Raw genomic sequence first — 23,881 nt, 5'->3', positions numbered from 1 at the left:
GCCCGTCTCGCCCTGAACCCGGTGCCTTGTGGGGTGCCCTGCGGGCGGCTCGGCGGGGCGGGGTCGGGCGGGTGCGGGGAGCGGGGCCGCCGCCGAGGAGACCCTCGTGCGGGGCACCGCCCCACCCCCCGACACCGCCCAGCCGCGCAGCGAACCCGCAGCGAACCCGCGGCGAACGGGTGGGGGTCATGCCGGCGTGTGGCGCCTGCGGGACAGGGCGTCGCGGGTGGCTGCCGTCAGTGCCCAGGCCGGGAAGGCGAAGGCGGTCAGGCCCAGGCCCATGGGTGCCAGCGAGGTGAGGATGCTCATCTGCACGGCCCCGTCGGCATCGGGCCCGCTGACGCGGGCGGCGACCGGCGCCTGCGGCCGCTCGTCGAAGACGCCGTCGATCCCGATCCCGGGGAGGGTGAACGATCCGTCGGCCGCGGTGAAGGTTCCCGCGCACGTCATCGTGCGGTCCCCTTCGGAATCCGGCTCGCCCCACACACACCGCTCGGCGCTGAACCTGCCGTCCACTCCCGTCAGCTGGGTGATGAGCCGCGGTACGGCCGCGTGGAACATCCAGATCCCGACGGCGAGCCCGATGGCGATCGGGACGGCGTGCACCCACCGCACACCGGAGTTTGTCCTGGTCATGTCCGGGACAGTAGTGATCTCGAACGCGTGCGCGTAAGGGGATTTCGGGGACCGGATCGGGCCGCGCGCAACGCCCGGAGGTCGGGAATTGGCACTCCGCTTGACCGAGTGCTAATCGCCGGAATAGTCTCGCACCTGGCACTCACCCCGGGTGAGTGCCAACACAGCGACAGGCAGGTCCGGCACCCGCGACGACGGATCGACCTGGTCGCCACCTCAGACAGTTAACCCCGGATCTCCGAAGGGGGAGGTCGGACAGTGACGACCGCCAGCTCCAAGGTTGCCATCAAGCCGCTTGAGGACCGCATCGTGGTCCAGCCGCTCGACGCCGAGCAGACCACGGCCTCCGGCCTGGTCATCCCGGACACCGCGAAGGAGAAGCCCCAGGAGGGCGTCGTCCTCGCGGTCGGTCCGGGTCGCTTCGAGGACGGCCAGCGTCTCCCGCTGGACGTCACCGTCGGCGACATCGTGCTGTACAGCAAGTACGGCGGCACCGAAGTGAAGTACAGCGGCGAGGAGTACCTCGTCCTCTCGGCTCGCGACGTGCTCGCGATCGTCGAGAAGTAATTTCGCTTCACAGCACTGCTTTGAGCTACGCCCCTGGTCACCCCGCTGATTGCCGGGCGGCGAGGGGCGTAGCTCGTTAAACCCGAGTTTTCGAGAGGGCTGAACCGCTCCCATGGCGAAGATCCTGAAGTTCGACGAGGACGCCCGTCGCGCCCTCGAGCGCGGCGTCAACAAGCTTGCCGACACGGTCAAGGTGACGATCGGCCCCAAGGGCCGCAACGTCGTCATCGACAAGAAGTTCGGCGCCCCCACCATCACCAACGACGGTGTCACCATCGCCCGCGAGGTCGAGCTGGACGACCCGTACGAGAACCTGGGCGCGCAGCTCGTGAAGGAGGTGGCGACCAAGACCAACGACATCGCGGGTGACGGCACCACCACCGCCACCGTGCTGGCCCAGGCGCTGGTCCGCGAGGGTCTGCGCAACGTCGCCGCGGGTGCTTCCCCGGCCGCCCTGAAGAAGGGCATCGACGCCGCGGTCAAGGCCGTCTCCGAGGACCTCCTCGCGACCGCCCGCCCGATCGAGGACAAGTCCGACATCGCCGCCGTGGCCGCGCTCTCCGCGCAGGACTCGCAGGTCGGCGAGCTCATCGCCGAGGCGATGGACAAGGTCGGCAAGGACGGTGTCATCACCGTCGAGGAGTCCAACACCTTCGGCCTGGAGCTGGAGTTCACCGAGGGCATGGCCTTCGACAAGGGCTACCTCTCCCCGTACATGGTCTCCGACCAGGAGCGTATGGAGGCCGTCCTCGACGACCCGTACATCCTGATCAACCAGGGCAAGATCTCCTCCATCCAGGACCTCCTGCCGCTGCTGGAGAAGGTCATCCAGGCGGGTGGCTCGAAGCCGCTGCTGATCATCGCCGAGGACGTCGAGGGCGAGGCGCTCTCCACCCTCGTCGTGAACAAGATCCGCGGCACCTTCAACGCGGTGGCCGTCAAGGCCCCGGGCTTCGGCGACCGTCGCAAGGCGATGCTGCAGGACATGGCCACCCTCACCGGTGCCACCGTCATCGCCGAGGAGGTCGGCCTCAAGCTCGACCAGGCCGGTCTGGACGTACTGGGCTCCGCCCGCCGCGTCACGATCTCCAAGGACGACACCACGATCGTCGACGGCGCGGGCAGCTCCGAGGAGGTCCTCGGCCGCGTGAACCAGATCAAGGCCGAGATCGAGGCCACGGACTCGGACTGGGACCGCGAGAAGCTGCAGGAGCGCCTGGCGAAGCTCGCCGGCGGCGTCTGCGTCATCAAGGTCGGCGCCGCCACCGAGGTGGAGCTCAAGGAGAAGAAGCACCGTCTCGAGGACGCCATCTCCGCGACCCGCGCCGCGGTCGAGGAGGGCATCGTCTCCGGCGGTGGCTCCGCGCTCGTCCACGCCGTCAAGGTCCTCGAGGGCAACCTCGGCCTGTCGGGCGACGAGGCCACCGGTGTCGCGGTCGTGCGCCGCGCCGCCGTCGAGCCGCTGCGCTGGATCGCCGAGAACGCGGGCCTCGAGGGCTACGTCATCACCTCGAAGGTCTCCGACCTCGACAAGGGCCAGGGCTTCAACGCCGCCACCGGCGAGTACGGCGACCTGGTCAAGGCCGGCGTCATCGACCCGGTGAAGGTCACCCGTTCCGCGCTGGAGAACGCCGCCTCCATCGCCTCCCTGCTGCTCACGACCGAGACCCTGGTCGTCGAGAAGCCGGCGGAGGACGAGGGCGACGCCGGTCACGGCCACGGTCACGGCCACAGCCACTGATCGCGCTCCACGTCGAAGGCCCCGTTCCGCAGCCGCGGAGCGGGGCCTTCCCCGTGTTCGGGGGCGGTTCGGGGCTCAGGTCCCGTAGGGCGCGCCGGTCCCGCCCATCTGGCGTTGCAGGGCTCCGGGGTTGTAGTGCCACCAGCCCTCGGTGATCTCTCCGTCCTGGCACCGGAAGGTCGTGGTCCCGGACATCTCGTACGTCTTGCCGGTCGGTGCGACCCCCATGAACTCGCCCTTGTGGGTGCCGCGCCAGTTCCACACCGTCGTGACCATGTTGCCCTCGGCCACCTGGGCCGTCGGCTCGAAGGTCATGTCGAAGGCCGCGCGCCACATCTCCATGTCCGTGCGCATGCCCTCGCGTCCGATGACCGTGGACTCCTCCTTGCTGGCGTCGTGGTCGATGTAGTTCACCGCGAAGCACTCGTCGAGGACGCCCATGTCGCCGGCCATGGCGGCTTCCTGGAACACCCGGTTCACGAGCTGCTTGTTGAGGTGCTCGTCGCGGACGACGTCGAGGTTCATGAACTTCGGCATCCCCTCGCAGAGGGACACCATCTCCTGGAACATCCGGTCCGTCTCGGGGAGCTGAGAGTTCCTCATGGCCTCCTCGTACGAGGCGAATTCCACCATGTCGACGTAGTGGTTCCGGGCCTCGCGGTCCTGGCCGATCATCGTGTGCGTGGCGGTGCGCCTGCCGCTGCTCTGCTCCGCCCAGCGGTCGATGAGCGCGTTCATCTCATCGAACCGCGTCGTCTCATAATCGATCACTTGTACGAATGTCATCGCGTCGCCTCCCGCTGGAGATGGGACATGTCCAGTTTAGGGAGGATTGACCCGAACGGCGGGTTTGCTCGGCGCTTCGGCGGAGGCTTACCGGCGGGTCACCGGCGCTACTGGGGCCCGTACTTGCGGCCCGTGCGCGAGGACACCCCGCCCAGCAGCCCGCGCGGCGTCAGCTTCACCACGCCCATCAGCGCCTTGTACCGCGGGTCCGGGATCGACACCGTCTTGCCGCGCGCCAGGTCGGCCAGCGCCGCGGCCACCAGCTTGTCGGCGTCCAGCCACATCCAGCCCGGGATGTTGTCCGTACCCATGCCGGCGCGCTGGTGGAACTCCGTCCGTACGAAGCCGGGGCACAGCGCCATCAGCCGGACCCCGGAGCCCGCCATGTCCCGCGCCGCGCCCTGGGTGAACTGCACGACCCAGGCCTTGCTGGCCCCGTACGTGCCGCGGGGTACGAAGGCGGCCACCGAGGCCACGTTGATCACGCCGCCGCGCCCGCGCGAGCGCATCGACTCCGCGGCGGCCGAGGTCAGCCGCAGCACCGCCTCGACGTGCACCTTCAGCATGGTCAGCTCGTCGGCCATGGAGACTTCGAGGTAGCGGCCCTTGTTGCCGAAGCCCGCGTTGTTGACCAGCAGGTCCACGGGGTGCGTGCGGTCGTCGAGGCGTTTCTCGACGGCCGCGATGCCCTCCTCGGTGGCCAGGTCGGCGACCAGCACCTCGGCCTCGATGCCGTGCAGGTCGTGCAGCTCCGTGGCCTGTTCGCCCAGGCGCTTGGTGTCGCGCGCCACCAGCACGAGGTTGTGCCCCTGGGCGGCCAGCCGCCGGGCGAAGGCGGCGCCGATGCCCGCCGTGGATCCCGTAATCAACGCAGTCGTCATAGGCGCAACCTAGCCGCCCCGGACGACAGCGTTACCGCGCCCCGGCCCCGGTCCCGTACTTCTCCACGTACCGGCGCACGGTCTCGTGAGCCTCGGGCTCCATCGCCGCGCCCGCGGCCAGGGTGCTCGGCAGCAGCGCGCGTTCGGTGGTGAAGGCGCGGAACCACAGCCGCACCGTCACGTCGTGGTCCGGCCGGTGGATGATCTCGATGGGGTCGCCGGGGGAGACGGAGCCCTCCCGGATCACCCGGAGGTACGCGCCCGGCCGGGCCTCCTGGGTGAACCGCCTGACCCAGCCGGTCTCGCCCAGCGCCCCCTGGAACGTGCGGCACGGGATGCGGGCGGAGGCCACTTCGAGGACGAGGTCCGCGCCGACCCGCCAGCGGTCGCCGATCCGGGCGGTGTTCAGGTCGATGCCGGACGTCGTGAAGTTCTCGCCGAAGAGCCCGCCGGGCAGCTCGCGGCCCAGCTCCCGCTCCCACACGTCCAGGTCCTCGCGCGCGTACGCGTAGACGGCCTGGTGGTCGCCGCCGTGGTGGCGCCGGTTGCAGATGGCGTCGCCCTCCAGGCCGCTGCCGAGGCCGGTGGCCTTGTCGCCGGGGGCGAAGACGCGGACCGGGCCGGGGACGGGGCGCTTGCCGATGCCCGTCACCCCGCTCTCCGCGTCGGTGTGCTCGGACGGCGTGGCGGTGCCGACGTTCACGGAGATCAGATGCATGGGACCCATGGACCCAAGGCTAACCGGGCCGCCCCAAAGCGTCACAGAGGTATTCGCGCGACGGTCAAAGAGGGCCTTATGCTCGAAGGGTGATCGAGGCACGTCATCTCCGGGTACTGCGCGCCGTCGCCGGTACCGGATCCTTCTCCGCGGCCGCGCGCGAACTCGGCTGCACCCAGCCCGCCGTCTCCCAGCAGATGAAGGCGCTGGAGCAGTCGGCCGGCACCCCGCTGCTCATCCGCACCGGCCGCGAGATGCGGCTGACCCAGGCGGGCGAGGCCCTGGTCCGGCACGCCGCCGGGATCCTTGCCGGGCTGACCGCCGCGGAGGAGGAGGTCGCGGCCATCGCCGGGCTGCGCGCGGGCCGGGTGCGGCTCGTGTCCTTCCCCAGCGGCAGCTCCACCCTGGTGCCGACCGCCCTCGCGGCGATGCGCGCCGAGCACCCCGGCACCCGCATCTCGCTGGTCGAGGCCGAGCCGCCGCGGTCGGTGGAGATGCTGCGCGAGGGCGACTGCGACGTGGCGCTGGCCTTCCGCTACGGCGGGGCCGCCGGGTCCGCGGCCGAGTGGGAGGACCTCGTGGTGCGGCCGCTGCTGACCGACCGGCTCGTGGGGCTGGTGCCCGAGGGGCACGCGCTGGCGGGCGCGGAGCGCGTGGGCATGGCGGAACTGGCCGACGAGCCCTGGATCGCGGGCTGCCCGCGCTGCCGCCGCCATCTGGTGGAGGTGTGCGAGGACGCGGGCTTCACCCCGCGCATCGACTTCGCCACCGACGACTATCCGGCGGTGGTCGGCCTGGTCGGCGCGGGGCTGGGCGTGGCGGTGCTGCCGGAGCTCGCGGTGGAGTCCGTACGGGCCAAGGGCGTCAGCACGCTCGCCGTGGAGCCGGCCGTCGAGCGGGAGGTCGTGGCGCTGACCCTGCCCGACCTGGCCCGGGTGCCCGCGGTGGCCGCGACCCTGGCCGAGCTGGAGCGCGCGGCCGCGCGCTGACGGGCCCGCAGCGCGCGGCCGGCCGTACGCGCGGCCGCGTTCGGTGCGGGGCACGCGGTTACGTACGGGTCCGGGCGCGCGGCCACGTACCGGCCGTACGCGCGGGGGGTGCGTACGGCCGAACGTGTGAAACCCGGGCCGGGCGGCGACACGCCCCGGCGTGCGGGTGGTGCCGAGGAAACGTTCCTTCCGTCGTGGTGTCGGCTCTCAGTGCGGCGCGATCGGTCCGATCGCACTCGACGCGGGGATCAGGCGGTGCCGGGCGCGGCCCATCAGTTCCTCGCGCTCGTCCTCGGTGAGGCCGCCCCACACCCCGTAGGGCTCACGGACGGCGAGTGCGTGCGCGGCGCATTCCGAACGAACCGGGCATCGCATGCAGACCTCTTTAGCCGAGGCCTCGCGCGCGCTCCTGGCCGCGCCCCGCTCGCCCTCCGGGTGGAAGAAGAGGGAGCTGTCGACCCCGCGGCAGGCGGCTAGCAACTGCCAGTCCCAGAGGTCGGCGTTCGGTCCGGGGAGGCGGGAGAAATCTGCCATTGGTAGTCCTCTTGGTGCCGGTACTGAGGCGGATACGGTCCATGTCTCCAAGGGTCTCCACACCTACTGTCGGAGTAGATGTAAATATGACTCATTGGGAATCTAGCCTCAGACACGTGCCAAACGGAAGGAAAGCCGCCAAATAGGGCATAGCTCCAGATGGAGGACAGGCCGCTCGCGCCTCCGCCGCAGTGTTCGCTTCCTCACGTAGAGTGCCGAAGGTGTCCGTCCGACCCGTAACTCTTTCGAGTGACCATCGTTGAGAGTGCGAAGGCGGTTGAACCCACAAGTTCTCGGACAGGTGTCCGGGAGCATCGACCGCACAGGTGACGATACGTACCAGCCTGGAGGCTCAAGGTGACGCGCATCAGCAGCTGCGGAGGGCGGTCATGACATCCGTCCTCGTCTGCGACGACTCCCCGCTTGCCCGAGAGGCGCTCCGTCGCGCGGTTGCCACCGTGCCCGGCGTCGAGCGTGTGACGACGGCTGCCAACGGCGAGGAAGTCCTCCGCCGCTGGGGTGCCGACCGCTCCGACCTGATCCTGATGGATGTACGGATGCCCGGGCTCGGCGGTGTGGAGACGGTCCGCCGCCTCCTCTCGGCCGACCCCGGCGCCCGCATCATCATGCTGACGGTCGCCGAGGACCTGGACGGCGTGGCCCTCGCGGTCGCCGCCGGCGCCCGCGGCTACCTGCACAAGGACGCCTCGCGCGCCGAGCTGCGGGCCACGGTGACCCAGGCCCTCGCCGACCCGACCTGGCGACTGGCTCCGCGCCGGCTCCGCTCCGCCGAGATGGGCGCCGCGCCCACCCTCACCGCGCGCGAGATCCAGGTGCTGGAGGGCATGAGCCACGGCCGGTCCAACGCGGAGATCGGGCGCGAGCTCTTCCTCTCCGAGGACACGGTCAAGACGCACGCCCGCCGGCTGTTCAAGAAGCTCGGCGCCTCGGACCGCGCGCACGCCGTGGCGCTCGGCTTCCGCTGGGGTCTCGTCCGCTGACCCGGCAGCGGCCGGGCCCCGCCCGGTCCGCCGCAGACCGCGGATCGTCGAGAGCGGTCCCGTCCGCCACCGGTGGACGGGGCGGCGCGCCGCTCTTGCCGTCTCCCGGCGCCTCCCGGCGCCTCTTCTCGTCGCGGTAGCCCTGTCCCGCCGTACCCGGTGCGCACCCGGGGGTTGGCGGGGCACAATCCGGGGGACGTCTCGCTTCGTGCGCGATGCCGCATCCTTGAGGGTGTGGAGTCTCTCGGGGACTATTCGGCCGAGCGGGAGGGGAGGGCGCAGATGAAGAGTTCCGGCGCACCCGCTCATAACGCTTCGACGCACGAAAAGGGCCACGGTGCCGCGGATGCTCCGGCGCCAAGGCACCATGGACGGATGCGCGACGACGAGGCCCTGGGGTCCCCCGCGGCCACAGGCCCCACCGGCGCCGCCGGAGGCGGCAGTGCCGGGGGCGTCAGCGCGCTCGTACGCCGGGCGGTCGAGGGCGACGAGCAGGCCACGCACGACCTGCTCGCCTTCGTGCACCCCCTGGCGATCCGCTACTGCCGCACCCGGCTGTCCCGGCTCCCGGGTGACGCCCGCCACTTCGTGGAGGACCTGGCGCAGGAGGTCTGCGTCGCCGTCCTGATGGCGCTGCCGCGCTACCGGGACACCGGTCGGCCCTTCGAGGCCTTCGTCTTCGCCATCGCCGCGCACAAGGTCGCCGACCTGCAGCGGGCCGCCATGAGGCACCCGGGCAGCACGGCCGTGCCGTCGGACGAGATGCCCGAGCGGCCGGACGACTCGCTGGGCCCCGAGGAGCGCGCGCTGCTGAGCAGTGACGCCGCCTGGGCCAAGAAGCTGCTGGAGAACCTTCCGGAGAACCAGCGCGAACTCCTCGTCCTGCGGGTGGCCGTCGGGCTGACCGCGGAGGAGACCGGCCAGATGCTCGGGATGTCCCCCGGGGCCGTGCGCGTGGCCCAGCACCGGGCCCTCAGCCGGCTCCGTGCGCTCGCCGAGCAGTAGGCGTACCCGTAGGAAACTACGAAACTCGTGGTTGACCTTGGTCGTGGAATGAGACGCGTCGGGATCCCGTTAGCATGGACATCCGCGCTGAGCAAGACCATTGGGAAGGTGTCATGACCGCCGACGGAGTGCCCGACAAATTCGCCACGCTCGGACTGACCTACGACGACGTGCTGCTGCTGCCGGGCGCGTCGGACATGGCCCCGGACGACATCGACACCTCTTCCCTCATCTCGCGCAACGTGCGCGTGAACATCCCGCTGCTCTCGGCGGCCATGGACAAGGTCACCGAGGCCCGCATGGCCATCGCGATGGCCCGCCAGGGCGGCGTCGGCGTGCTGCACCGCAACCTGTCCATCGCGGACCAGGCCAACCAGGTCGACCTCGTCAAGCGCTCCGAGTCCGGCATGGTCACCGACCCGATCACGGTGCACCCGGACGCGACCCTGCGCGAGGCCGACGAACTCTGCGCGAAGTTCCGCATCTCCGGCGTCCCGGTCACCGACCCCGCCGGCAAGCTCCTCGGCATCGTCACCAACCGCGACATGGCCTTCGAGTCGGACCGCAGCCGCCAGGTGCGCGAGGTCATGACCCCGATGCCGCTGGTCACCGGCAAGGTCGGCATCTCGGGCGTGGACGCCATGGACCTGCTGCGCCGCCACAAGATCGAGAAGCTTCCGCTGGTCGACGAGGCGGGCATCCTCAAGGGCCTCATCACGGTCAAGGACTTCGTCAAGGCCGAGAAGTACCCGAACGCCGCCAAGGACAAGGAAGGCCGCCTCCTGGTCGGCGCCGCCGTCGGCGTCGCCGGTGACGCGTACGAGCGCGCCCAGGCGCTGATCGAGGCGGGCGCCGACTTCATCGTCGTCGACACCGCCCACGGCCACTCCCGCCTGGTCGGCGACATGGTCGCCAAGATCAAGTCGAACTCCACGGTCGACGTCATCGGCGGCAACGTCGCGACCCGCGACGGCGCCCAGTCCCTGATCGACGCCGGCTGCGACGGCATCAAGGTCGGCGTCGGCCCCGGCTCCATCTGCACCACCCGCGTCGTCGCCGGCATCGGCGTCCCCCAGGTCACCGCGATCTACGAGGCCTCGCTCGCCGCCAAGGCGGCCGGCGTCCCGGTCATCGGCGACGGCGGCCTGCAGTACTCCGGCGACATCGCCAAGGCCCTGGTGGCGGGCGCCGACACGGTGATGCTCGGCTCGCTGCTCGCGGGCTGCGAGGAGTCCCCGGGCGAGCTGCTCTTCATCAACGGCAAGCAGTTCAAGTCCTACCGCGGCATGGGCTCGCTCGGCGCGATGCAGTCCCGCGGCGACCAGCGCTCCTTCTCCAAGGACCGCTACTTCCAGGAGGGCGTGGGCGGCGACGACAAGCTCATCCCCGAGGGCATCGAGGGCCAGGTGCCCTACCGCGGCCCGCTGTCCGCGGTCGTCCACCAGCTCGTCGGCGGCCTGCGCCAGTCGATGTTCTACGTGGGCGGGCGCACCGTTCCGGAGCTCCAGGACAACGGCCGCTTCGTGCGCATCACCTCGGCGGGCCTCAAGGAGAGCCACCCGCACGACATCCAGATGACCGTCGAGGCCCCGAACTACAGCCGCAAGGGCTGAGCAGGAGCAACACGGAGGGGCGGGCCCGGGTCACCGGGTCCGCCCCTCCCGCGTGACGTCCGTACAGCGGTCACCGGAACGCGGCCCGCCGGGGTTCGGGGATACTGGACGGGCAGACCCAGAGGAAAGGCCACCACACGTGACTGAGATCGAGATCGGGCGCGGCAAGCGCGGCCGCAGGGCGTACGCGTTCGACGACATCGCCATCGTCCCGAGCCGGCGTACCCGGGACCCGAAGGAGGTCTCGATCGCCTGGCAGATCGACGCGTACCGCTTCGAGCTCCCCTTCCTGGCCGCCCCCATGGACTCGGTCGTCTCCCCGCAGACCGCCATCCGCATCGGTGAGCTCGGCGGCCTCGGCGTGCTGAACCTCGAAGGCCTGTGGACCCGCTACGAGGACCCGCAGCCGCTGCTCGACGAGATCACCGAGCTGGACGAGGAGTCGGCCACCCGCCGCCTCCAGGAGATCTACTCCGCGCCGATCCAGGCCGACCTGATCCGCCGGCGCATCAAGGAGGTGCGCGACTCGGGCGTCGTCACCGCCGCCGCGCTCTCCCCGCAGCGCACCGCCGAGTTCTCCAAGGCCGTCGTCGACGCGGGCGTGGACATCTTCGTCATCCGCGGCACCACCGTCTCCGCCGAGCACGTCTCCGGCGCCGCCGAGCCGCTGAACCTCAAGCAGTTCATCTACGAGCTCGACGTCCCGGTCATCGTCGGCGGCTGCGCCACCTACACCGCGGCCCTGCACCTGATGCGCACCGGCGCCGCGGGCGTGCTGGTCGGCTTCGGCGGCGGCGCCGCGCACACCACCCGCAACGTGCTCGGCATCCAGGTCCCGATGGCGACCGCCGTCGCGGACGTGGCCGCGGCCCGCCGCGACTACATGGACGAGTCCGGCGGCCGCTACGTGCACGTCATCGCCGACGGCGGCGTGGGCTGGTCGGGCGACATCCCCAAGGCCGTGGCCTGCGGCGCCGACGCCGTGATGATGGGCTCCCCGCTGGCCCGCGCCACGGACGCGCCCGGCCGGGGCAACCACTGGGGCATGGAGGCCGTCCACGAGGACGTGCCGCGCGGCAAGAAGGTCGACCTGGGCACCGTCGGCACCACCGAGGAAATCCTCACCGGTCCCTCGCACAGCCCGGACGGCTCGATGAACATCTTCGGCGCGCTGCGCCGTTCGATGGCCACCACCGGCTACAGCGAGCTCAAGGAGTTCCAGCGGGTCGAGGTCACGGTCGCGGACTCCCAGCACCGCCGCTGACCCCCGGCCGCACACGCCGAAGGGCCCGGCCCCCGTTTCGGGGCCGGGCCCTTCGGCGTACCGGGGCCGGATCAGCCTTCTCCGCGCCGGCGCTTGCGGAGGTATTCGATCCACGGATAGGCGCAGGTCGCGGTCAGCAGGACCGAGAAGAAGACCGCGGCCCAGTCCGGGCCCTCGGGGCTCAGCTCCGGGTCGGTCTCGGCGAACACGACGAGGCCCGTGCCGGCCGAGAGCAGCACCGTGAGGGTGCCCAGCACCCAGATCCAGGCGGTGACGGCGCCGCTGCGGTCGGGCCGGGCCGCCCGCGGCCGGACGTTCGACGGGTTCGGCCGCGGGATCCGGGCGGGGTCGCGCGGCGGCATCCGGACGACGGCGGCGGCCGGCACGCCGGCGTCGAGCGGGGCGAGCCAGCCGAGGGTCAGGCGGTACAGCGTCGGCTCGACGGCGATGGTGAAGCCGTCGTTGCCGACCAGGTGGCGGGCGCCGTCCGGAAAGACCTGCATGAGGGCGCATTCTGCGTACCGCACGGTCACCTGGTCGTCCGGCGTGACGAGGCTGATGCCGTCCTTCGCCACGAGCAGGGCGACCTTCCCGTCCTCCAGGGCCGAGTAGCGGCGTCCGGTGACGATCTCCGGGGAGGCCGCGGCGGCGGTCAGGCCCGCCCAGTCCACACCCCGGCCGGGAACCCGCACGAGGGCGTCCGCCCAGACCTCCTGTGCGACGCGGTGGAGGTCCTCGACGGTGACCGCCTCGATCTCGGCCCGCGCCCCGTCGACGGCCAGGTGGCGGTGGCGCATCAGCAGGTCCATGGCGGCGGCCGGAAGCATCGCGGCGGCGAGGTCCGGGCTGTCGAACTGTGCCAGCGCGGAAGCCCGTACGGAGTCCAGGTCGGCCTGTTCGATGCGGCCGGCCCGCAGCTTCGCGAGGACGTCGACGAAGGCGCCGACCAGAGCGTCCTGCTTGGCCGGGAGGGCGTCGGCGTAGGCGGTGATGGTGGCGTGGTCGGTGTCGCGCGGGTGGTATTCGGCGGCGGCGGTGTAGGAGTAGCCGCCCTTCTGGCGCAGCTCGCGGAAGAGCTCCTTGCCGAGGACCTCGGCGAACAGGTGTGCCGCGGTCGACCGGGGCAGGACCGAGGTGAGCACGACTCCGCCCGCGTCGCCGTGGAAATAGGCCGGCGTGGCGGGCAGGGCCGAGGTCGGCTCGGGAGCGGGCAGCCACTCGCCGGCGGGGAGGGTCAGGTCCAGGCCCTCGGGGAGGGTGTCGCCGGTCATCCACAGGACCGCGTTCTCGGCGGTGAACCGGGTCCGGGCCCAGTCGCGGACGTCCTCGGCGGTGATGGCGGGCAGGCCCGTCTCGGCGCAGTCGAGGAGGCCGTAGGAGCGGGCGCCGTAGCGCCACAGGTCCATGCCGTGGCCGGCTCCGCGGCCGCGGCCGGCGGCCTCCGTGCGGAGGATCTCCTTCTCGGTCTCCAGCCGGTCGACCGGCAGGTCGCGCAGGGCCGCGCAGACCCCGTTGAGGTACTCGACCACGTCGGCGGTGGTGCCGGTGACGGCGAAGAGGGTGTACGCGGCGGCGGTCGCGCCGTTGTAGTGGAGATCGCTCAGGCCGTGCCGGTGCAGGGCGAGGTGCTCGACGAGGTGGGTGATCCCGCTGGTGGGGAGGGTTTCGTCGGCGCGGCCCACGCGGAAGAGGAGGCCCGCGGTGACGGGGCCGGAGCGGGGTGCCAGCAGGGTGCGCACGCCGTCCACGGTGGTCGTGGTGATCCCGTCCGCGTCGGTCGTGGCGGTGGGCGCCGTGGTGGTGTCGATGTCCATCTCCGTGGTCCCTCAGCCCTTCGCCAGGGCGATCTTGCGGTGGCGTTCGAACTCGTCCTCGTGGTCGCCGGACCCCAGGTAGCCCCAGGGGAACTCGCTCGCGCGGTCGCCGAGGGCGCGGAAGTGCGGGGCCGCCGCGGCGTGGCGGGCCGCGGCGCTGTGCGCGGCGGCGAAGGCGCTGTGGGCGTCGACGAGGCGGAAGGCGTCGGCGCGGGCGGCGGGGTGGAGGGCGGAGCGGGCGGCCGCTTCGAGCCGCCGGGTCTGGTTGTCGAGGTCGCGCAGGTACGTCGACGCGGCGCCGACGCTGGTCTGTTCGGCGATCTCCAGATAGTTCTCCAGCTGGGCGATGGCGACCAGCGCCCCGTTGGGGCTTCCCTCGGGTGCCTTCGCCGCGCACTCCCGGGCGAAGCCGTGCGCGGCCTCCCAGCTGCCGCCCCACTTGGGGCAGATCTGCTGGAGCAGCTGCGACTGGCCGCCGAAGTGGTGCGGGTGGTGCTCGGCGAGCCGGTCGTAGCGGCGGCGGGTCTCGCCCTGGCCCAGTTCGAGGCCGCGCGAGGTGATGACCCGGAGGTACCAGGCCAGGGCGTACCGCGGGTGCTCGGCGCAGACGTCGATCAGCAGGATCTCGGCGCGCCGCAGGTGGGCGTGGAAGTCGTCGAACTGCTGCTTGGAGACGTGCTGGGCCCGGTGGGCGGTACGGATGCCCCAGCCGATCTGCACCAGCCGGTCGGCGAGCAGGCTCCGGGGCAGCGGGTCGCGCGGGAGGCGCTCCGCGGCCTGTCGCAGGAACGTCTCGGAGCCGTTCGTCTCGGCGACGACCCGGCAGGCGAGGGTCCGGTCGTCCTCGTCGTCGAGTCCGTCGAAGGCCGCGGCGACGGCGTCCCAGTCCTGGCGCCGGACGGCGGAGCGCAGGGCGGCGAGGGCGGGTATGCGGTCGGCGGGTTCGAACACGGGCCGACCGGGCGGGGTATGAGCGGGCACGCGCGGATCATATGGACCGGCGAGGATCCCGTCGACCGGGATTCTCGCGCGGAGAGGGACCGATCGTGCCTGCTCAGCGCCCCGTGGCGGGCCGGTGTGTCAGTGGCCGGCCTTCCGGGCCGTCTGGAAGGCGGCGTATGCGCCGATCGCGTAGAAGAGGATCGAGATCGGGTCGATGTTGTCGATGTAGAACCGGTTCAGGTTCACGAGCTCGGTGGTGAGGAGCTCGGAGACGGGAATCGACTCGTTCTTCGAGACGCCGATCGCCGTGGCCAGGACGTAGCCGACGTACACGCCGCCGAGCGTCAGCACGGCGCTCAGGACCGGGAGGACGGGGTTGCGGCCGCCGAGGCGGACGGCGACGAGGGCGACCAGGAAGCCGACACCGGCCGCCGCGTAGCCGATCTGGTACTCGATGGCGCCCATGAGGCCGCCGTAGGCGGCGCCCGCCACGAGGGCGGTGCCGACCGCCGCGAGGACCGCCAGGGCGACGTTGCCGCTGCGGACCGGGGCCGGGGCGGCGACCGGGGTGTAGGAGTCGGGCGCGGGCGGCGTGAAGTTCTGGCTCATCGGAAAATCCCCCCAGGGTCCGAGCGCGCGTGCGACCCTCGGACATAAATACGAGATAAGTGACGCCGCAGGCTAGCAGCCCGTTCGGACATCGCCAGGGGGATTTCCCGGTGCTCAGAGGCGGTGGGCGGCGCCGATCGGGCTGGCGCCCCGGGTGTCCAGGAGGAGCTGGGCCTTCACCGCCAGGGCCTGCATGTCGTAGGTGCGGTGGTGCTGGAGCAGGATCGTCAGGTCGGCGTTGGCCGCGGCCTCGTACAGGGACTCGGCGCGGGGGACCGGCTGGTCCCTGACCCGCCAGCCCGTGATGTACGGGTCGTGGTAGCTGATCAGCGCCCCGAGGTCGATGAGGCGGCTGGCGATCTCGCCGGCCGGGGAGCCCTCCTGGTCGGCGAGGTCGGGCTTGTAGGTGACGCCGAGCAGCAGGACGCGGGCGCCGCGGGCGGACTTGCCGTGCTCGTTCAGCAGGGTGGCGGAGCGCTGGATGACGTACTGCGGCATCCGGTCGTTGATCTCCTGCGCCAGGCCGACCATGCGCAGCGGGTGCCCGGGGGTGCGGGTGGTGTGGGGGAGGTAGTTCGGGTCGAGGGGGACGCCGTGGCCGCCGACGCCGGGGCCGGGGCGGAAGGCCTGGTACCCGTAGGGCTTGGTCTCGGCGCAGCGGATGACGTCCCACAGGTCGACGCCGAGGTCGTGGCAGAGCACGGCCATCTCGTTCATCAGGGCGATGTTGACGTGGCGGTAGTTGGTTTCGAGGAGCTGCACGGTCTCGGCCTCGCGCAGGCCGCGGGCGCGGACCACCTTCTCGGTGAGGCGGGCGTAGAAGGCGTGCGCGGACTCGGTGCAGGCGGGGGTGAGGCCGCCGATCACCTTGGGGGTGTTGGAGATGCCGTGGGTCCGGTTGCCGGGGTCGAGGCGGCTGGGGGAGTAGGCCAGGTGGAAGTCCCGGCCGGCGCGGAGCCCGGATCCCTCCTCCAGGATCGGCCGCAGGTAGTCCTCGGTGACGCCGGGGTGTGCGGCGGATTCGAGGATCACCGTGGTGTGCGGGCGCAGCCGCGCGGCGAGGGCGCGGCCCGCGCCGCCCACCGCGGAGAGGTCCAGTGCGCGGTCCGGGCCGAGCCGGGTGGGGGCGCAGATGACGGCCGTGCGGACCCGGCCGAGCTCGGCGGGGTTGGTGGTGACCCGGAAGCCGGCCGCCGACATGCGGCGGATCTCGGCAGCGGAGAGAGTGGAGTCCGTGACCGGACCGCTTTCGTAGCCGACCGTCTCGATCCCGGCGGCGACGGCCGCCTGGGCCAGCGGGAGGCCGAGGTGGCCGAGTCCGATGACGGCGAGGTCTGCGGGCATGGGGATGCCGTCCCTTCCCTGGCGTGAGGGGGTGCCGCGCAAGTCCTCCCGAGGGCAGGGGAGCTGGCGCAATGTCAGACTAGGCTTATATATGACAGATATGTCGCATTCCGGGGTGAACGCCACCGTTGTGTTGTCCACAGGCGGTGGCTGAAGTGGGTGCGGGACGTCAGAATCGGGAAACGGGGGCATGTGAGCGGGATCTCACCCGCACCAACGGGAGGCAGCCGTGAGGACAGCGACACTGGGGCCGGAGCAGCGGGCCGCGGCCTTCACCCGGATGGCCGAACGGGAACTGGACGTGCTGGTCGTGGGCGCGGGAGTGGTCGGCGCCGGGACCGCGCTCGACGCCGTGACCAGGGGCCTGTCCACCGGTCTGGTGGAGGCCCGGGACTGGGCCTCGGGCACCTCCAGCCGGTCGAGCAAGCTCATCCACGGCGGCCTGCGGTATCTGGAGATGCTCGACTTCGCCCTCGTGCGGGAGGCGCTGAAGGAGCGCGGGCTGTTGCTGGAGCGCCTCGCCCCGCACCTGGTGAAGCCCGTGCCCTTCCTGTACCCCTTGCAGCACAAGGGCTGGGAGCGGCTCTACGCCGGCGCGGGCGTCGCGATGTACGACGCGATGTCGGTCTCCAGCGGGCACGGCCGGGGCCTGCCGGTGCACCGGCACCTCTCGCGCTCCCGGGCCCTGCGGGTGGCGCCGGCGCTGCGCAAGGACGCCCTGGTGGGGGCCCTGCAGTACTACGACGCCCAGATGGACGACGCGCGGTACGTCACGACGCTCGTGCGGACGGCCGCTGCGTACGGGGCGCACTGCGCCAACCGGGCGAGGGTGGTCGGCTTCCTGCGCGAGGGTGAACGGGTCGTCGGCGCGCGCGTGCAGGACGTCGAGGGCGGCGTGGAGTACGAGATCCGCGCGAAGCAGGTCGTGAACGCCACGGGGGTGTGGACGGACGACACCCAGGCGCTGATCGGGGAGCGCGGGCAGTTCCACGTACGGGCCTCGAAGGGCATCCACCTGGTCGTGCCGAAGGACCGGATCCATTCGACCACCGGGCTGATCCTGCGGACCGAGAAGTCGGTGCTGTTCGTCATCCCGTGGGGGCGGCACTGGATCGTGGGGACCACGGACACCGACTGGGACCTGGACAAGGCGCACCCGGCGGCGTCGAGCGCGGACATCGACTACCTGCTGGAACACGTGAACTCGGTCCTGGCGGTGCCGCTGACGCGCGACGACGTCCAGGGCGTGTACGCGGGCCTGCGGCCGCTGCTGGCCGGCGAGTCGGACGCGACGAGCAAGCTGTCGCGCGAGCACACGGTGGCGCATCCGGTGCCGGGTCTGGTGGTGGTGGCCGGCGGCAAGTACACGACGTACCGGGTCATGGCGAAGGACGCGGTCGACGAGGCGGTGCACGGGCTGGACCAGCGCGTGGCGCCGTGCGTGACGGAGGACGTGCCGCTGGTGGGGGCCGAGGGGTACCGCGCCCTGTGGAACGGCCGGGCGAGGATCGCGGCCCGGACGGGCCTTCATGTGGTGCGGGTGGAACACCTGTTGAACCGGTACGGGACGCTGACCGAGGAACTGCTCGACCTCGTCGCCGCCGATCCGGAACTGGGCAGGGCCGTGACCGGGGCGGACGACTACCTGCGGGCGGAAATCGTGTACGCCGCCTCGCACGAGGGGGCGCGGCACCTGGACGACGTCCTGACGCGGCGGACGCGGATCTCGATCGAGACCTTCGACCGGGGGACGCGGTCGGCACGGGAGTGCGCCGAGTTGATGGCGCCGGTGCTGGGATGGGACAAGCAGCAGATCGAGAAGGAGGTGGAGCACTACGAGAAGAGGGTGCAGGCGGAACGCGAATCGCAGCGTCAGCCGGACGACCAGACGGCGGACGCGGCGCGGCTGGGGGCGCCCGACATCGTTCCGTTGTAACTCCGGGATCCGGAAGGCGGAACCGCAGACCCGGGGGGTCCGTCCGTTGCGGAGTGAGGAACAATGATGGCTCTGCCGGGGCGGGTTACCGTGGGCCCCGGCCGCCGGGTCGCTCAGCCGCTGGGGCGGGCGGAGCAGCGGCACGATCGCAGAGGGGACGCATGTCGAAGCCGGAGCACACCGAGTCACCTGCCGGGGCGCCTGCGGCGAAGCTTGGCGATGGCGCTTCGGCGGGGTCCGCCCCTGCCTCCGCGCCTGCGGCGAAGCCCGAGGACGCTTCCGTGCCCGCGGCAAGGACGGCCGCCGACGCGGAGGCTGATGGGCCGAAGCCCGTCCCCGCGCCCGCGCCGGCGAAGCCGCGGCTGAGCAAGGCCGCGCCCGCGCCTGCGGCTGCCGAGCCGGGGCCGGACAAGGCCGCCGCCACGGTCGCGGCACCGGCCGTTGACGCGAAGCCCGAGGCCGCGCCCGCGGCGGAACCGGACGCCGACGCGGAGCCCGCCTCCGCTCCCGCCGCGAAGCCGGAGCCGGACGAGGCCGCGGCCACGGCTGCCGAACCGGACGCCGAGGCGAAGCCTGCCGCTGCCGCCGAGCCGCGGCTGAGCAAGGCCGCACCCGCGCCCGTGGCCGAGCCCGAGGACGCGAAGCCCGCGGACGCGAAGCCCGCGCCCAAGCCCGTCGGGGCGACCGGGGCGAACCCCGTCGTCGAGAAGGCCGATGCGATGGCCGCCGCCGTCAAGGCCGCCGCCGCCAAGGCGGCCGAGGGCGGTCACGACGAAGGGCGGCTGCTGGCCGGCCGGTACCGGCTGGGAGCCGTGCTCGGCAAGGGCGGCATGGGCACCGTCTGGCGGGCCCAGGACGAGACCCTGGGCCGCACCGTCGCCGTCAAGGAACTCCGCTTCAGCAGCGGGGTCGACGACGACGAGAAGCGCCGCCTCATCACCCGTACCCTGCGCGAGGCCAAGGCCATCGCCCGGATCCGCAGCGGCGGCGCCGTCACCGTCTACGACGTCGTCGACGAGGACGCCCGGCCGTGGATCGTCATGGAGCTCATCGAGGGGCCCTCGCTCGCCGAGTTCATCCGGGAGAACGGCCCCCTCACCCCGCACCGCGCCGCCGAGGTCGGCCTCGCGGTGCTCGACGTCCTGCGCGCCGCGCACGGCCAGGGCATCCTGCACCGGGACGTCAAGCCCTCCAACGTGCTCATCGCCGGCAACGGCCGTGTCGTCCTCACCGACTTCGGCATCGCGCAGGTCGAGGGCGACCCCTCCGTCACCTCCACCGGCATGCTCGTCGGCGCCCCCTCCTACATCTCGCCCGAGCGCGCCCGCGGCCAGAAGCCGGGCCCGCCCGCCGACATGTGGTCGCTCGGCGGCCTGTTGTACGCCTCCGTCGAGGGCACGCCCCCGTACGACAAGGGGTCCGCGCTCGCCACGCTCACCGCGGTGATGACCGAGCCGGTTGACCCGCCGAAGAACGCCGGCCCGCTCACCGAGGTCATCTACGGCCTGCTGGCCAAGGACCCGGCCCGCCGCCTCGACGAGGGACGCGCCCGGGCGATGCTCACCGCCGTCATCGCCGCGCCCGAGCCGGTACCCGCCCCCGTGGTGCCCGCGGTCGCCGAGGAGACCCGGCAGATATCGCTGGCGGACGCCAAACAGGCGGCGGAGAAGGCCACCGCGGAGAAGGCGGCCGAGAAGGCCGCGAAGAAGGAGCGGGAGCGCCGCGAGCGGGAGCAGCGCGAGCGTGCCCGCGCCGCACTGAAGGCCGCCCGCAAGGCGGCCGCCGCCCCGGCCGCGGCCTCGGCGGCGGAAGCGCCGAAGGGCCGGCCGGCCTCCGTCGTCGCGCCGCTCACGGACGTCATGCCGCGCCGCACCATCGTGCTGGCCCTCGTCGCGGTGGTCGCCGTGCTCGCGGTGGTCGGCTCGCTGATCGTCTGGGCGATCAGCGGCGACGACAAGGACGAGAAGGACCAGGGCAAGGGCGGCAAGGCCACTCCGGCCGCGTCCGCGCCGCAGACCTCGGGCGGGGCCGAACAGGGCTCCCCGAAGCCGTCCGGGAACACCGGGGAGACGGCCGCGGGCGGCAGCGCGGGCACCGGCACCGGTACCGACGCGGGAGCCGGCGGCCAGGGTCAGGGACAGGGCCAGCAGACCGCCGGCCAGGGCCAGGGCCAGGGTCAGGGACAGGGCGTGACGACCGGCGGAGCGGGAGGCGCACTCCCCGCCGGATACGCGATGGTGACGGAGCCCGGGTTCCACTTCTCGATGGCGATGCCCGAGGGGTTCAAGCGGACGGGCACGGCCGGCGACAACTCCGGCGGGATATTCAGCCGTGACGGCGGGTTCCCGCGGATCCAGGTCGACTTCACCGGCAAGCCGGGCGACGACGCTGCCCTCGCCTGGGTCAAGCTCGCCCCGGCCGTCGGCGGCAGCAGCAAGGGCTACCGGCAGATCCGCATAGACAAGGTGGAGTACCGGGGCTATCCGACCGTCGCGGACTGGGAGTTCGAGCGGGAGCAGGGCGGGACGAAGGTCCGCGTGCTCAACCGCGGCTTCAAGATCGACGCCGGCCGCGGCTACGCCATCATGATCAGCTGCCCCGCGGACCAGTGGGACGGCCCGGAGTGCACCCAGATGCGCGACGTCGCCTTCCAGACGTTCCAGCCTCTCGGCTGACCCCGGGACGCAGGCGCCCCTGTCGACGTATCGTGTCAGCGGGGCCCTGTCGGCCTGCCGCACTCGGGGGAGGCGATGTGGAGGAGTACGCGGGCCGGATCCTGGCCGGCCGCTACCGCCTGCCGCTGCCGCCGTCCGACGCGTACGAACTCGTCGAGACCCGGGCCTTTGATACGCGCAGCGGTCAGGAAGTCCTGGTCCGGCAGGTGCCGTTGCCGGAGGTCGTGGACGCCGAGCTGGTGGACGGGCCGTTGGCGGTTCCGGCGGTCCGCCGCGCTCCCGCCGACCTGCCTGCCGTGCGGCGCGCCATCGAGGCGGCGCAGGCCGCGGCCTCGATTCCCGACCACCCCCGACTGGACCAGGTCTTCGACGTGTTCGCCGAGGGCGAGTCGCTGTGGATAGTGAGCGAACTGGTCCCGGCCAAGCCGCTGGCCGCGCTGCTCGCCGACGAACCCCTCAGTCCCTATAGGGCTGCTGAGGTGGCGTCGGACGTGCTCACCGCGCTGCGCGTGCTGCACGCGCACGGCTGGACGCACCGGAACATCACCGTGCGCACGGTGCTGGTGTGCGAGGACGGCCGGGTCGTGCTGACGGGCCTCGCGGCCGGGGCCGCGGAGGAGGCCCTGTGCGGGTACGACCCCGTCCCCCGCACCACCGACTCCGGTCCCGACGGGCGCTGGGGCGCGGGCTCCGACCCCGACCCGTTACCCGCTCCCGTGCCGGCCGGACCGCTTCCGCCCGCGCCGACACCCGTGCCGCCGCCTCCGGCCCCCGATCACGGCGCCCCCGATCACGGCGCCCCCGAGTACGCGCCGCTCGTGGCCCCGGGGTACGACACCGGGCCGCGGTACACCGACCACATCACCCCCGGGCGGCCGCAGGAGCGTGCCGACGTCCAGGCCGCCGCGCGCGCCGGGGTCGTCGCCGCGTACCGGGCGGGCGCGCGGGCGGCGGCCGCCCGGGTCACCGAGCAGCGCAGGGCCGAGGCCGCGGCCGGAGCCGCGATCGAGGCGGGGCCCGCCGCCGCGCCCGAGCGCAGGCCCGAGGGATCGACCCTCCCGCAGGGCTACTCGTACCCGTACGGGGGAGGACCGGAGACCGCGGCCGGGCCCGCCGGCGCCTGGCACGGCGCGACCCCGCGCCGCCTTGCTCTACCCGAGCCCGAGCCCGAGTCGCAGCGCCAACTCCGGCCCGAGCCGCAGCCCGAGCCCGAGCCGCACCTCGAAGTCCGCCCCCGGCCGCAGCCCCAGCCGCAGTCCGAAGCCCGGCCCGAGCCACAGCACCCAACCGGGCCCCAGCCACAGCACCCAACCGGGCCCGAGCCGAGGCGGCAGCCCGAGCCCGGGTCCGATCCGTGGCCCGAGGTCCTGTCGCGGCCCGTACCGGCTCCGCCGGCGTGGAACCGGTCCGACGCACCGGCGGCGCCCGCCCTGCCCGCGCAACTCGCCCTGCCGCAGGGCTATCGCCAGGCCGAGACACCCGGCCGCCCCGCCCCCGGCGGGCCGAGCCCGGCGCCGGCCCCGATGCCGCCCCCGGCCCCGCGGGCGGCCGCCGCCTGGACCGGGCTCGACGCCGAGCGGGCGCGGCACACGCGCATGGCCGTGGTCGGCGCGATCACCGAGCGGTGGGCCCCCGAGCAGGCCGGCCCGGTGCACGGGCACTGGCAGCTCGCGGCGCCCGTTGGGCCCGCCACCGACCTCTGGGCGCTCGGCGCGCTGCTCTACCGCGCCGTGCAGGGCCACGCCCCGTACCCGGAGGACAGCGTCGCCGAGCTCGTCGAGATGGTCTGCGCCGAGCCCCCCGCCTTCGCCGAGGAGTGCGGCGCGCTCCGCCCCGTCGTGGAGTCCCTGCTGCGCCAGGACCCCACCGAGCGGCCCGACTTCGAGGAACTGCGCGGCTGGCTGCGCTCGCTCGTACGGTCCGCCCCCGAGCCGGACGCCGGGCTCGGCGTGCTCCCGATGCCGGAGGCGGATCCCGCGCGGCTGCCCGTCGTACGCCGCCGCGGCGAGGTCCACGGACGGCACCGCAATCCCACGGCCGCCCGCAAGCCCCTGGCGCTCGGCCGGACCCTGCTCGTCGGCATCCTGGTCCTCCTCGCCGGAGCCGTCGCCTACGCGATGCTGTTCATGCCCCGGGCCGGTGTCCCGCAGGACCAGGACGGCCCCGGGGAGACCACCGCGCACACCTCGGCGGGGCCGGGCCCCTCCAAGGTGCCCACCGGCACGCCCGAGTCCAAGCCCGCGCCCCAGACGACCGGCCCCGCCGCCTCGCAGGCCCCGCCCGCGCAGGCCCCGCCCGGCTACACCACCCAGCAGGACCCGGAGCACTTCGAGATCGCCGTCCCCGAGGGCTGGGAGCGCCGCGGGATCAACGAGGCCGGCCAGGTGCGCTACACCGACGGGGCGTTCGTGCTGACCGTGGTCCCCGGCAGGGACAAGGTCGAGGGCAATCCGGACCCGGCGGCCTACCAGAAGGACAAGGAGCCGGAGCTGACGCCGTACCGGACCTCCACCTGGTCGACGGTCGGGGACGTGAAGACCACCCGGGTCGGGCAGCAACTGCGGGCCACGGGCCGCTACACGTGGATCGACGGGACCGGCCGCAACGTGTTCGCCCGCAATTTCGTCGTCGCGCTGGGCGGCAGTTACCACGTCGTCCTGGTGACCGGTCCGGAGGACGAACAGACCAAGGTCACCGAAGTCTTCGAGAAGGCCACGGCGAGTTACAAGGCGGGCGGATGAGCGGATATTGACGACTGATCAGTACGGCGATTGCGTCACAGTGCCGTCTTTCGGCGCCCGGGCGGTTCCGACAGCCCCCGTGGGC

19 protein-coding genes are annotated in these 23,881 nt (G+C 72.6%); 10 read left to right on the top strand and 9 right to left on the bottom strand.

Annotated features, from left to right (window positions below; translation table 11 throughout):
• Window positions 1-186: 186 nt before the first annotated feature.
• Complete coding sequence (locus tag AB0O53_RS15940) at window positions 187-636, bottom strand: hypothetical protein (protein ID WP_350992785.1); 450 nt, start codon at window positions 634-636, stop codon at window positions 187-189.
• Between the two features lie 258 nt (window positions 637-894).
• Between AB0O53_RS15940 and groES the strand changes: the two genes are divergently transcribed.
• Both groES and groL read left to right on the top strand, forming a co-directional pair.
• A complete protein-coding gene (gene groES / locus AB0O53_RS15935; RefSeq protein ID WP_030011064.1) occupies window positions 895-1,203 on the top strand; it encodes a co-chaperone GroES in 309 nt (102 codons plus the stop codon).
• Window positions 1,204-1,315: 112 nt separating this feature from the next.
• Window positions 1,316-2,944 carry a chaperonin GroEL gene (groL, locus tag AB0O53_RS15930; RefSeq protein ID WP_350992783.1) on the top strand — a complete coding sequence of 543 codons (1,629 nt, stop codon included), beginning with the start codon at window positions 1,316-1,318 and terminating at the stop codon, window positions 2,942-2,944.
• A 75-nt stretch (window positions 2,945-3,019) separates the two neighbouring features.
• On the opposite strand, the gene AB0O53_RS15925 is transcribed toward groL, so the two are convergent.
• The 3 genes from AB0O53_RS15925 to AB0O53_RS15915 form a co-directional block, all read right to left on the bottom strand.
• Window positions 3,020-3,715: an ester cyclase gene (locus AB0O53_RS15925; protein ID WP_365196089.1), complete on the bottom strand. Its 696-nt coding sequence runs from the start codon at window positions 3,713-3,715 to the stop codon at window positions 3,020-3,022.
• A 122-nt stretch (window positions 3,716-3,837) separates the two neighbouring features.
• On the bottom strand, window positions 3,838-4,611 hold the full coding sequence (locus tag AB0O53_RS15920) for an SDR family NAD(P)-dependent oxidoreductase (RefSeq protein ID WP_350992779.1): 774 nt from the start codon (window positions 4,609-4,611) through the stop codon (window positions 3,838-3,840).
• Window positions 4,612-4,642: 31 nt separating this feature from the next.
• Complete coding sequence (locus AB0O53_RS15915) at window positions 4,643-5,329, bottom strand: MOSC domain-containing protein (RefSeq protein ID WP_365196270.1); 687 nt, start codon at window positions 5,327-5,329, stop codon at window positions 4,643-4,645.
• Between the two features lie 89 nt (window positions 5,330-5,418).
• Here AB0O53_RS15915 and AB0O53_RS15910 point away from each other — a divergent pair, with 89 nt between their 5' ends.
• The gene (locus AB0O53_RS15910) at window positions 5,419-6,318 is read left to right on the top strand and encodes a LysR family transcriptional regulator (protein WP_350992777.1); all 900 of its coding nucleotides are present in this window, start codon (window positions 5,419-5,421) and stop codon (window positions 6,316-6,318) included.
• A 207-nt stretch (window positions 6,319-6,525) separates the two neighbouring features.
• Here the strand turns inward: AB0O53_RS15910 and AB0O53_RS15905 are convergent, their stop codons facing one another.
• Entirely contained in the window at window positions 6,526-6,852 is a 327-nt protein-coding gene (locus AB0O53_RS15905) for a WhiB family transcriptional regulator (protein WP_030027725.1), read from the bottom strand.
• Between the two features lie 389 nt (window positions 6,853-7,241).
• On the opposite strand from AB0O53_RS15905, the gene AB0O53_RS15900 reads away from it, so the two are divergent.
• The 4 genes from AB0O53_RS15900 (at window position 7,242) to AB0O53_RS15885 (ending at window position 11,735) form a co-directional block, all read left to right on the top strand.
• The gene (locus AB0O53_RS15900) at window positions 7,242-7,853 is read left to right on the top strand and encodes a response regulator transcription factor (protein ID WP_003948568.1); all 612 of its coding nucleotides are present in this window, start codon (window positions 7,242-7,244) and stop codon (window positions 7,851-7,853) included.
• Between the two features lie 375 nt (window positions 7,854-8,228).
• Window positions 8,229-8,858 (top strand): sigma-70 family RNA polymerase sigma factor, encoded by a 630-nt coding sequence (locus AB0O53_RS15895; protein ID WP_350992775.1) that lies wholly within the window; start codon window positions 8,229-8,231, stop codon window positions 8,856-8,858.
• A gap of 113 nt (window positions 8,859-8,971) precedes the next feature.
• Entirely contained in the window at window positions 8,972-10,471 is a 1,500-nt protein-coding gene (guaB, locus tag AB0O53_RS15890; protein WP_359126073.1) for an IMP dehydrogenase, read from the top strand.
• A gap of 139 nt (window positions 10,472-10,610) precedes the next feature.
• Window positions 10,611-11,735 carry a GuaB3 family IMP dehydrogenase-related protein gene (locus tag AB0O53_RS15885; protein ID WP_350992771.1) on the top strand — a complete coding sequence of 375 codons (1,125 nt, stop codon included), beginning with the start codon at window positions 10,611-10,613 and terminating at the stop codon, window positions 11,733-11,735.
• A 71-nt stretch (window positions 11,736-11,806) separates the two neighbouring features.
• On the opposite strand, the gene AB0O53_RS15880 is transcribed toward AB0O53_RS15885, so the two are convergent.
• The 4 genes from AB0O53_RS15880 to AB0O53_RS15865 all read right to left on the bottom strand — a co-directional run bounded on the left by AB0O53_RS15880 (window position 11,807) and on the right by AB0O53_RS15865 (window position 16,444).
• Window positions 11,807-13,549, bottom strand: coding sequence for a M16 family metallopeptidase (locus AB0O53_RS15880; RefSeq protein WP_365196083.1), 1,743 nt, complete (start codon window positions 13,547-13,549; stop codon window positions 11,807-11,809).
• Window positions 13,550-13,561: 12 nt separating this feature from the next.
• Window positions 13,562-14,530, bottom strand: coding sequence for a hypothetical protein (locus AB0O53_RS15875; protein WP_350992767.1), 969 nt, complete (start codon window positions 14,528-14,530; stop codon window positions 13,562-13,564).
• A gap of 99 nt (window positions 14,531-14,629) precedes the next feature.
• Window positions 14,630-15,100, bottom strand: a complete 471-nt coding sequence (locus tag AB0O53_RS15870; RefSeq protein ID WP_350992765.1) for a hypothetical protein — start codon at window positions 15,098-15,100, stop codon at window positions 14,630-14,632.
• Between the two features lie 114 nt (window positions 15,101-15,214).
• Entirely contained in the window at window positions 15,215-16,444 is a 1,230-nt protein-coding gene (locus AB0O53_RS15865; RefSeq protein WP_350992763.1) for a nucleotide sugar dehydrogenase, read from the bottom strand.
• Window positions 16,445-16,673: 229 nt separating this feature from the next.
• On the opposite strand from AB0O53_RS15865, the gene AB0O53_RS15860 reads away from it, so the two are divergent.
• From AB0O53_RS15860 to AB0O53_RS15850, 3 genes are all read left to right on the top strand, one after another.
• A complete protein-coding gene (locus tag AB0O53_RS15860; protein WP_350992761.1) occupies window positions 16,674-18,380 on the top strand; it encodes a glycerol-3-phosphate dehydrogenase/oxidase in 1,707 nt (568 codons plus the stop codon).
• 281 nt (window positions 18,381-18,661) lie between these two features.
• A complete protein-coding gene (locus tag AB0O53_RS15855) occupies window positions 18,662-21,055 on the top strand; it encodes a serine/threonine-protein kinase (RefSeq protein WP_435886655.1) in 2,394 nt (797 codons plus the stop codon).
• Between the two features lie 77 nt (window positions 21,056-21,132).
• Window positions 21,133-23,796: a serine/threonine kinase C-terminal domain-containing protein gene (locus tag AB0O53_RS15850; RefSeq protein WP_365196077.1), complete on the top strand. Its 2,664-nt coding sequence runs from the start codon at window positions 21,133-21,135 to the stop codon at window positions 23,794-23,796.
• Window positions 23,797-23,881 lie beyond the last annotated feature (85 nt).

The sequence above is a fragment of the Streptomyces erythrochromogenes genome (assembly GCF_040684695.1).
Lineage (GTDB): Bacteria > Actinomycetota > Actinomycetes > Streptomycetales > Streptomycetaceae > Streptomyces > Streptomyces erythrochromogenes_C.
The sequence above is the reverse complement of the archived record's forward strand: the minus strand, read 5'-3'. Positions and strand labels throughout refer to the sequence as shown.

What these genes read in the sequence shown, in the direction of transcription:
- AB0O53_RS15865 (WP_350992763.1), bottom strand. Translation starts at nt 16,444, where the DNA reads ATGCCCGCAGACCTCGCCGTCATCGGACTCGGCCACCTCGGCCTCCCG.
- guaB (WP_359126073.1), top strand. Translation starts at nt 8,972, where the DNA reads ATGACCGCCGACGGAGTGCCCGACAAATTCGCCACGCTCGGACTGACC.
- AB0O53_RS15905 (WP_030027725.1), bottom strand. Translation starts at nt 6,852, where the DNA reads ATGGCAGATTTCTCCCGCCTCCCCGGACCGAACGCCGACCTCTGGGAC.
- AB0O53_RS15900 (WP_003948568.1), top strand. Translation starts at nt 7,242, where the DNA reads ATGACATCCGTCCTCGTCTGCGACGACTCCCCGCTTGCCCGAGAGGCG.
- AB0O53_RS15880 (WP_365196083.1), bottom strand. Translation starts at nt 13,549, where the DNA reads ATGGACATCGACACCACCACGGCGCCCACCGCCACGACCGACGCGGAC.
- AB0O53_RS15940 (WP_350992785.1), bottom strand. Translation starts at nt 636, where the DNA reads ATGACCAGGACAAACTCCGGTGTGCGGTGGGTGCACGCCGTCCCGATC.
- groL (WP_350992783.1), top strand. Translation starts at nt 1,316, where the DNA reads ATGGCGAAGATCCTGAAGTTCGACGAGGACGCCCGTCGCGCCCTCGAG.
- AB0O53_RS15915 (WP_365196270.1), bottom strand. Translation starts at nt 5,329, where the DNA reads ATGCATCTGATCTCCGTGAACGTCGGCACCGCCACGCCGTCCGAGCAC.
- AB0O53_RS15920 (WP_350992779.1), bottom strand. Translation starts at nt 4,611, where the DNA reads ATGACGACTGCGTTGATTACGGGATCCACGGCGGGCATCGGCGCCGCC.
- AB0O53_RS15895 (WP_350992775.1), top strand. Translation starts at nt 8,229, where the DNA reads ATGCGCGACGACGAGGCCCTGGGGTCCCCCGCGGCCACAGGCCCCACC.
- AB0O53_RS15870 (WP_350992765.1), bottom strand. Translation starts at nt 15,100, where the DNA reads ATGAGCCAGAACTTCACGCCGCCCGCGCCCGACTCCTACACCCCGGTC.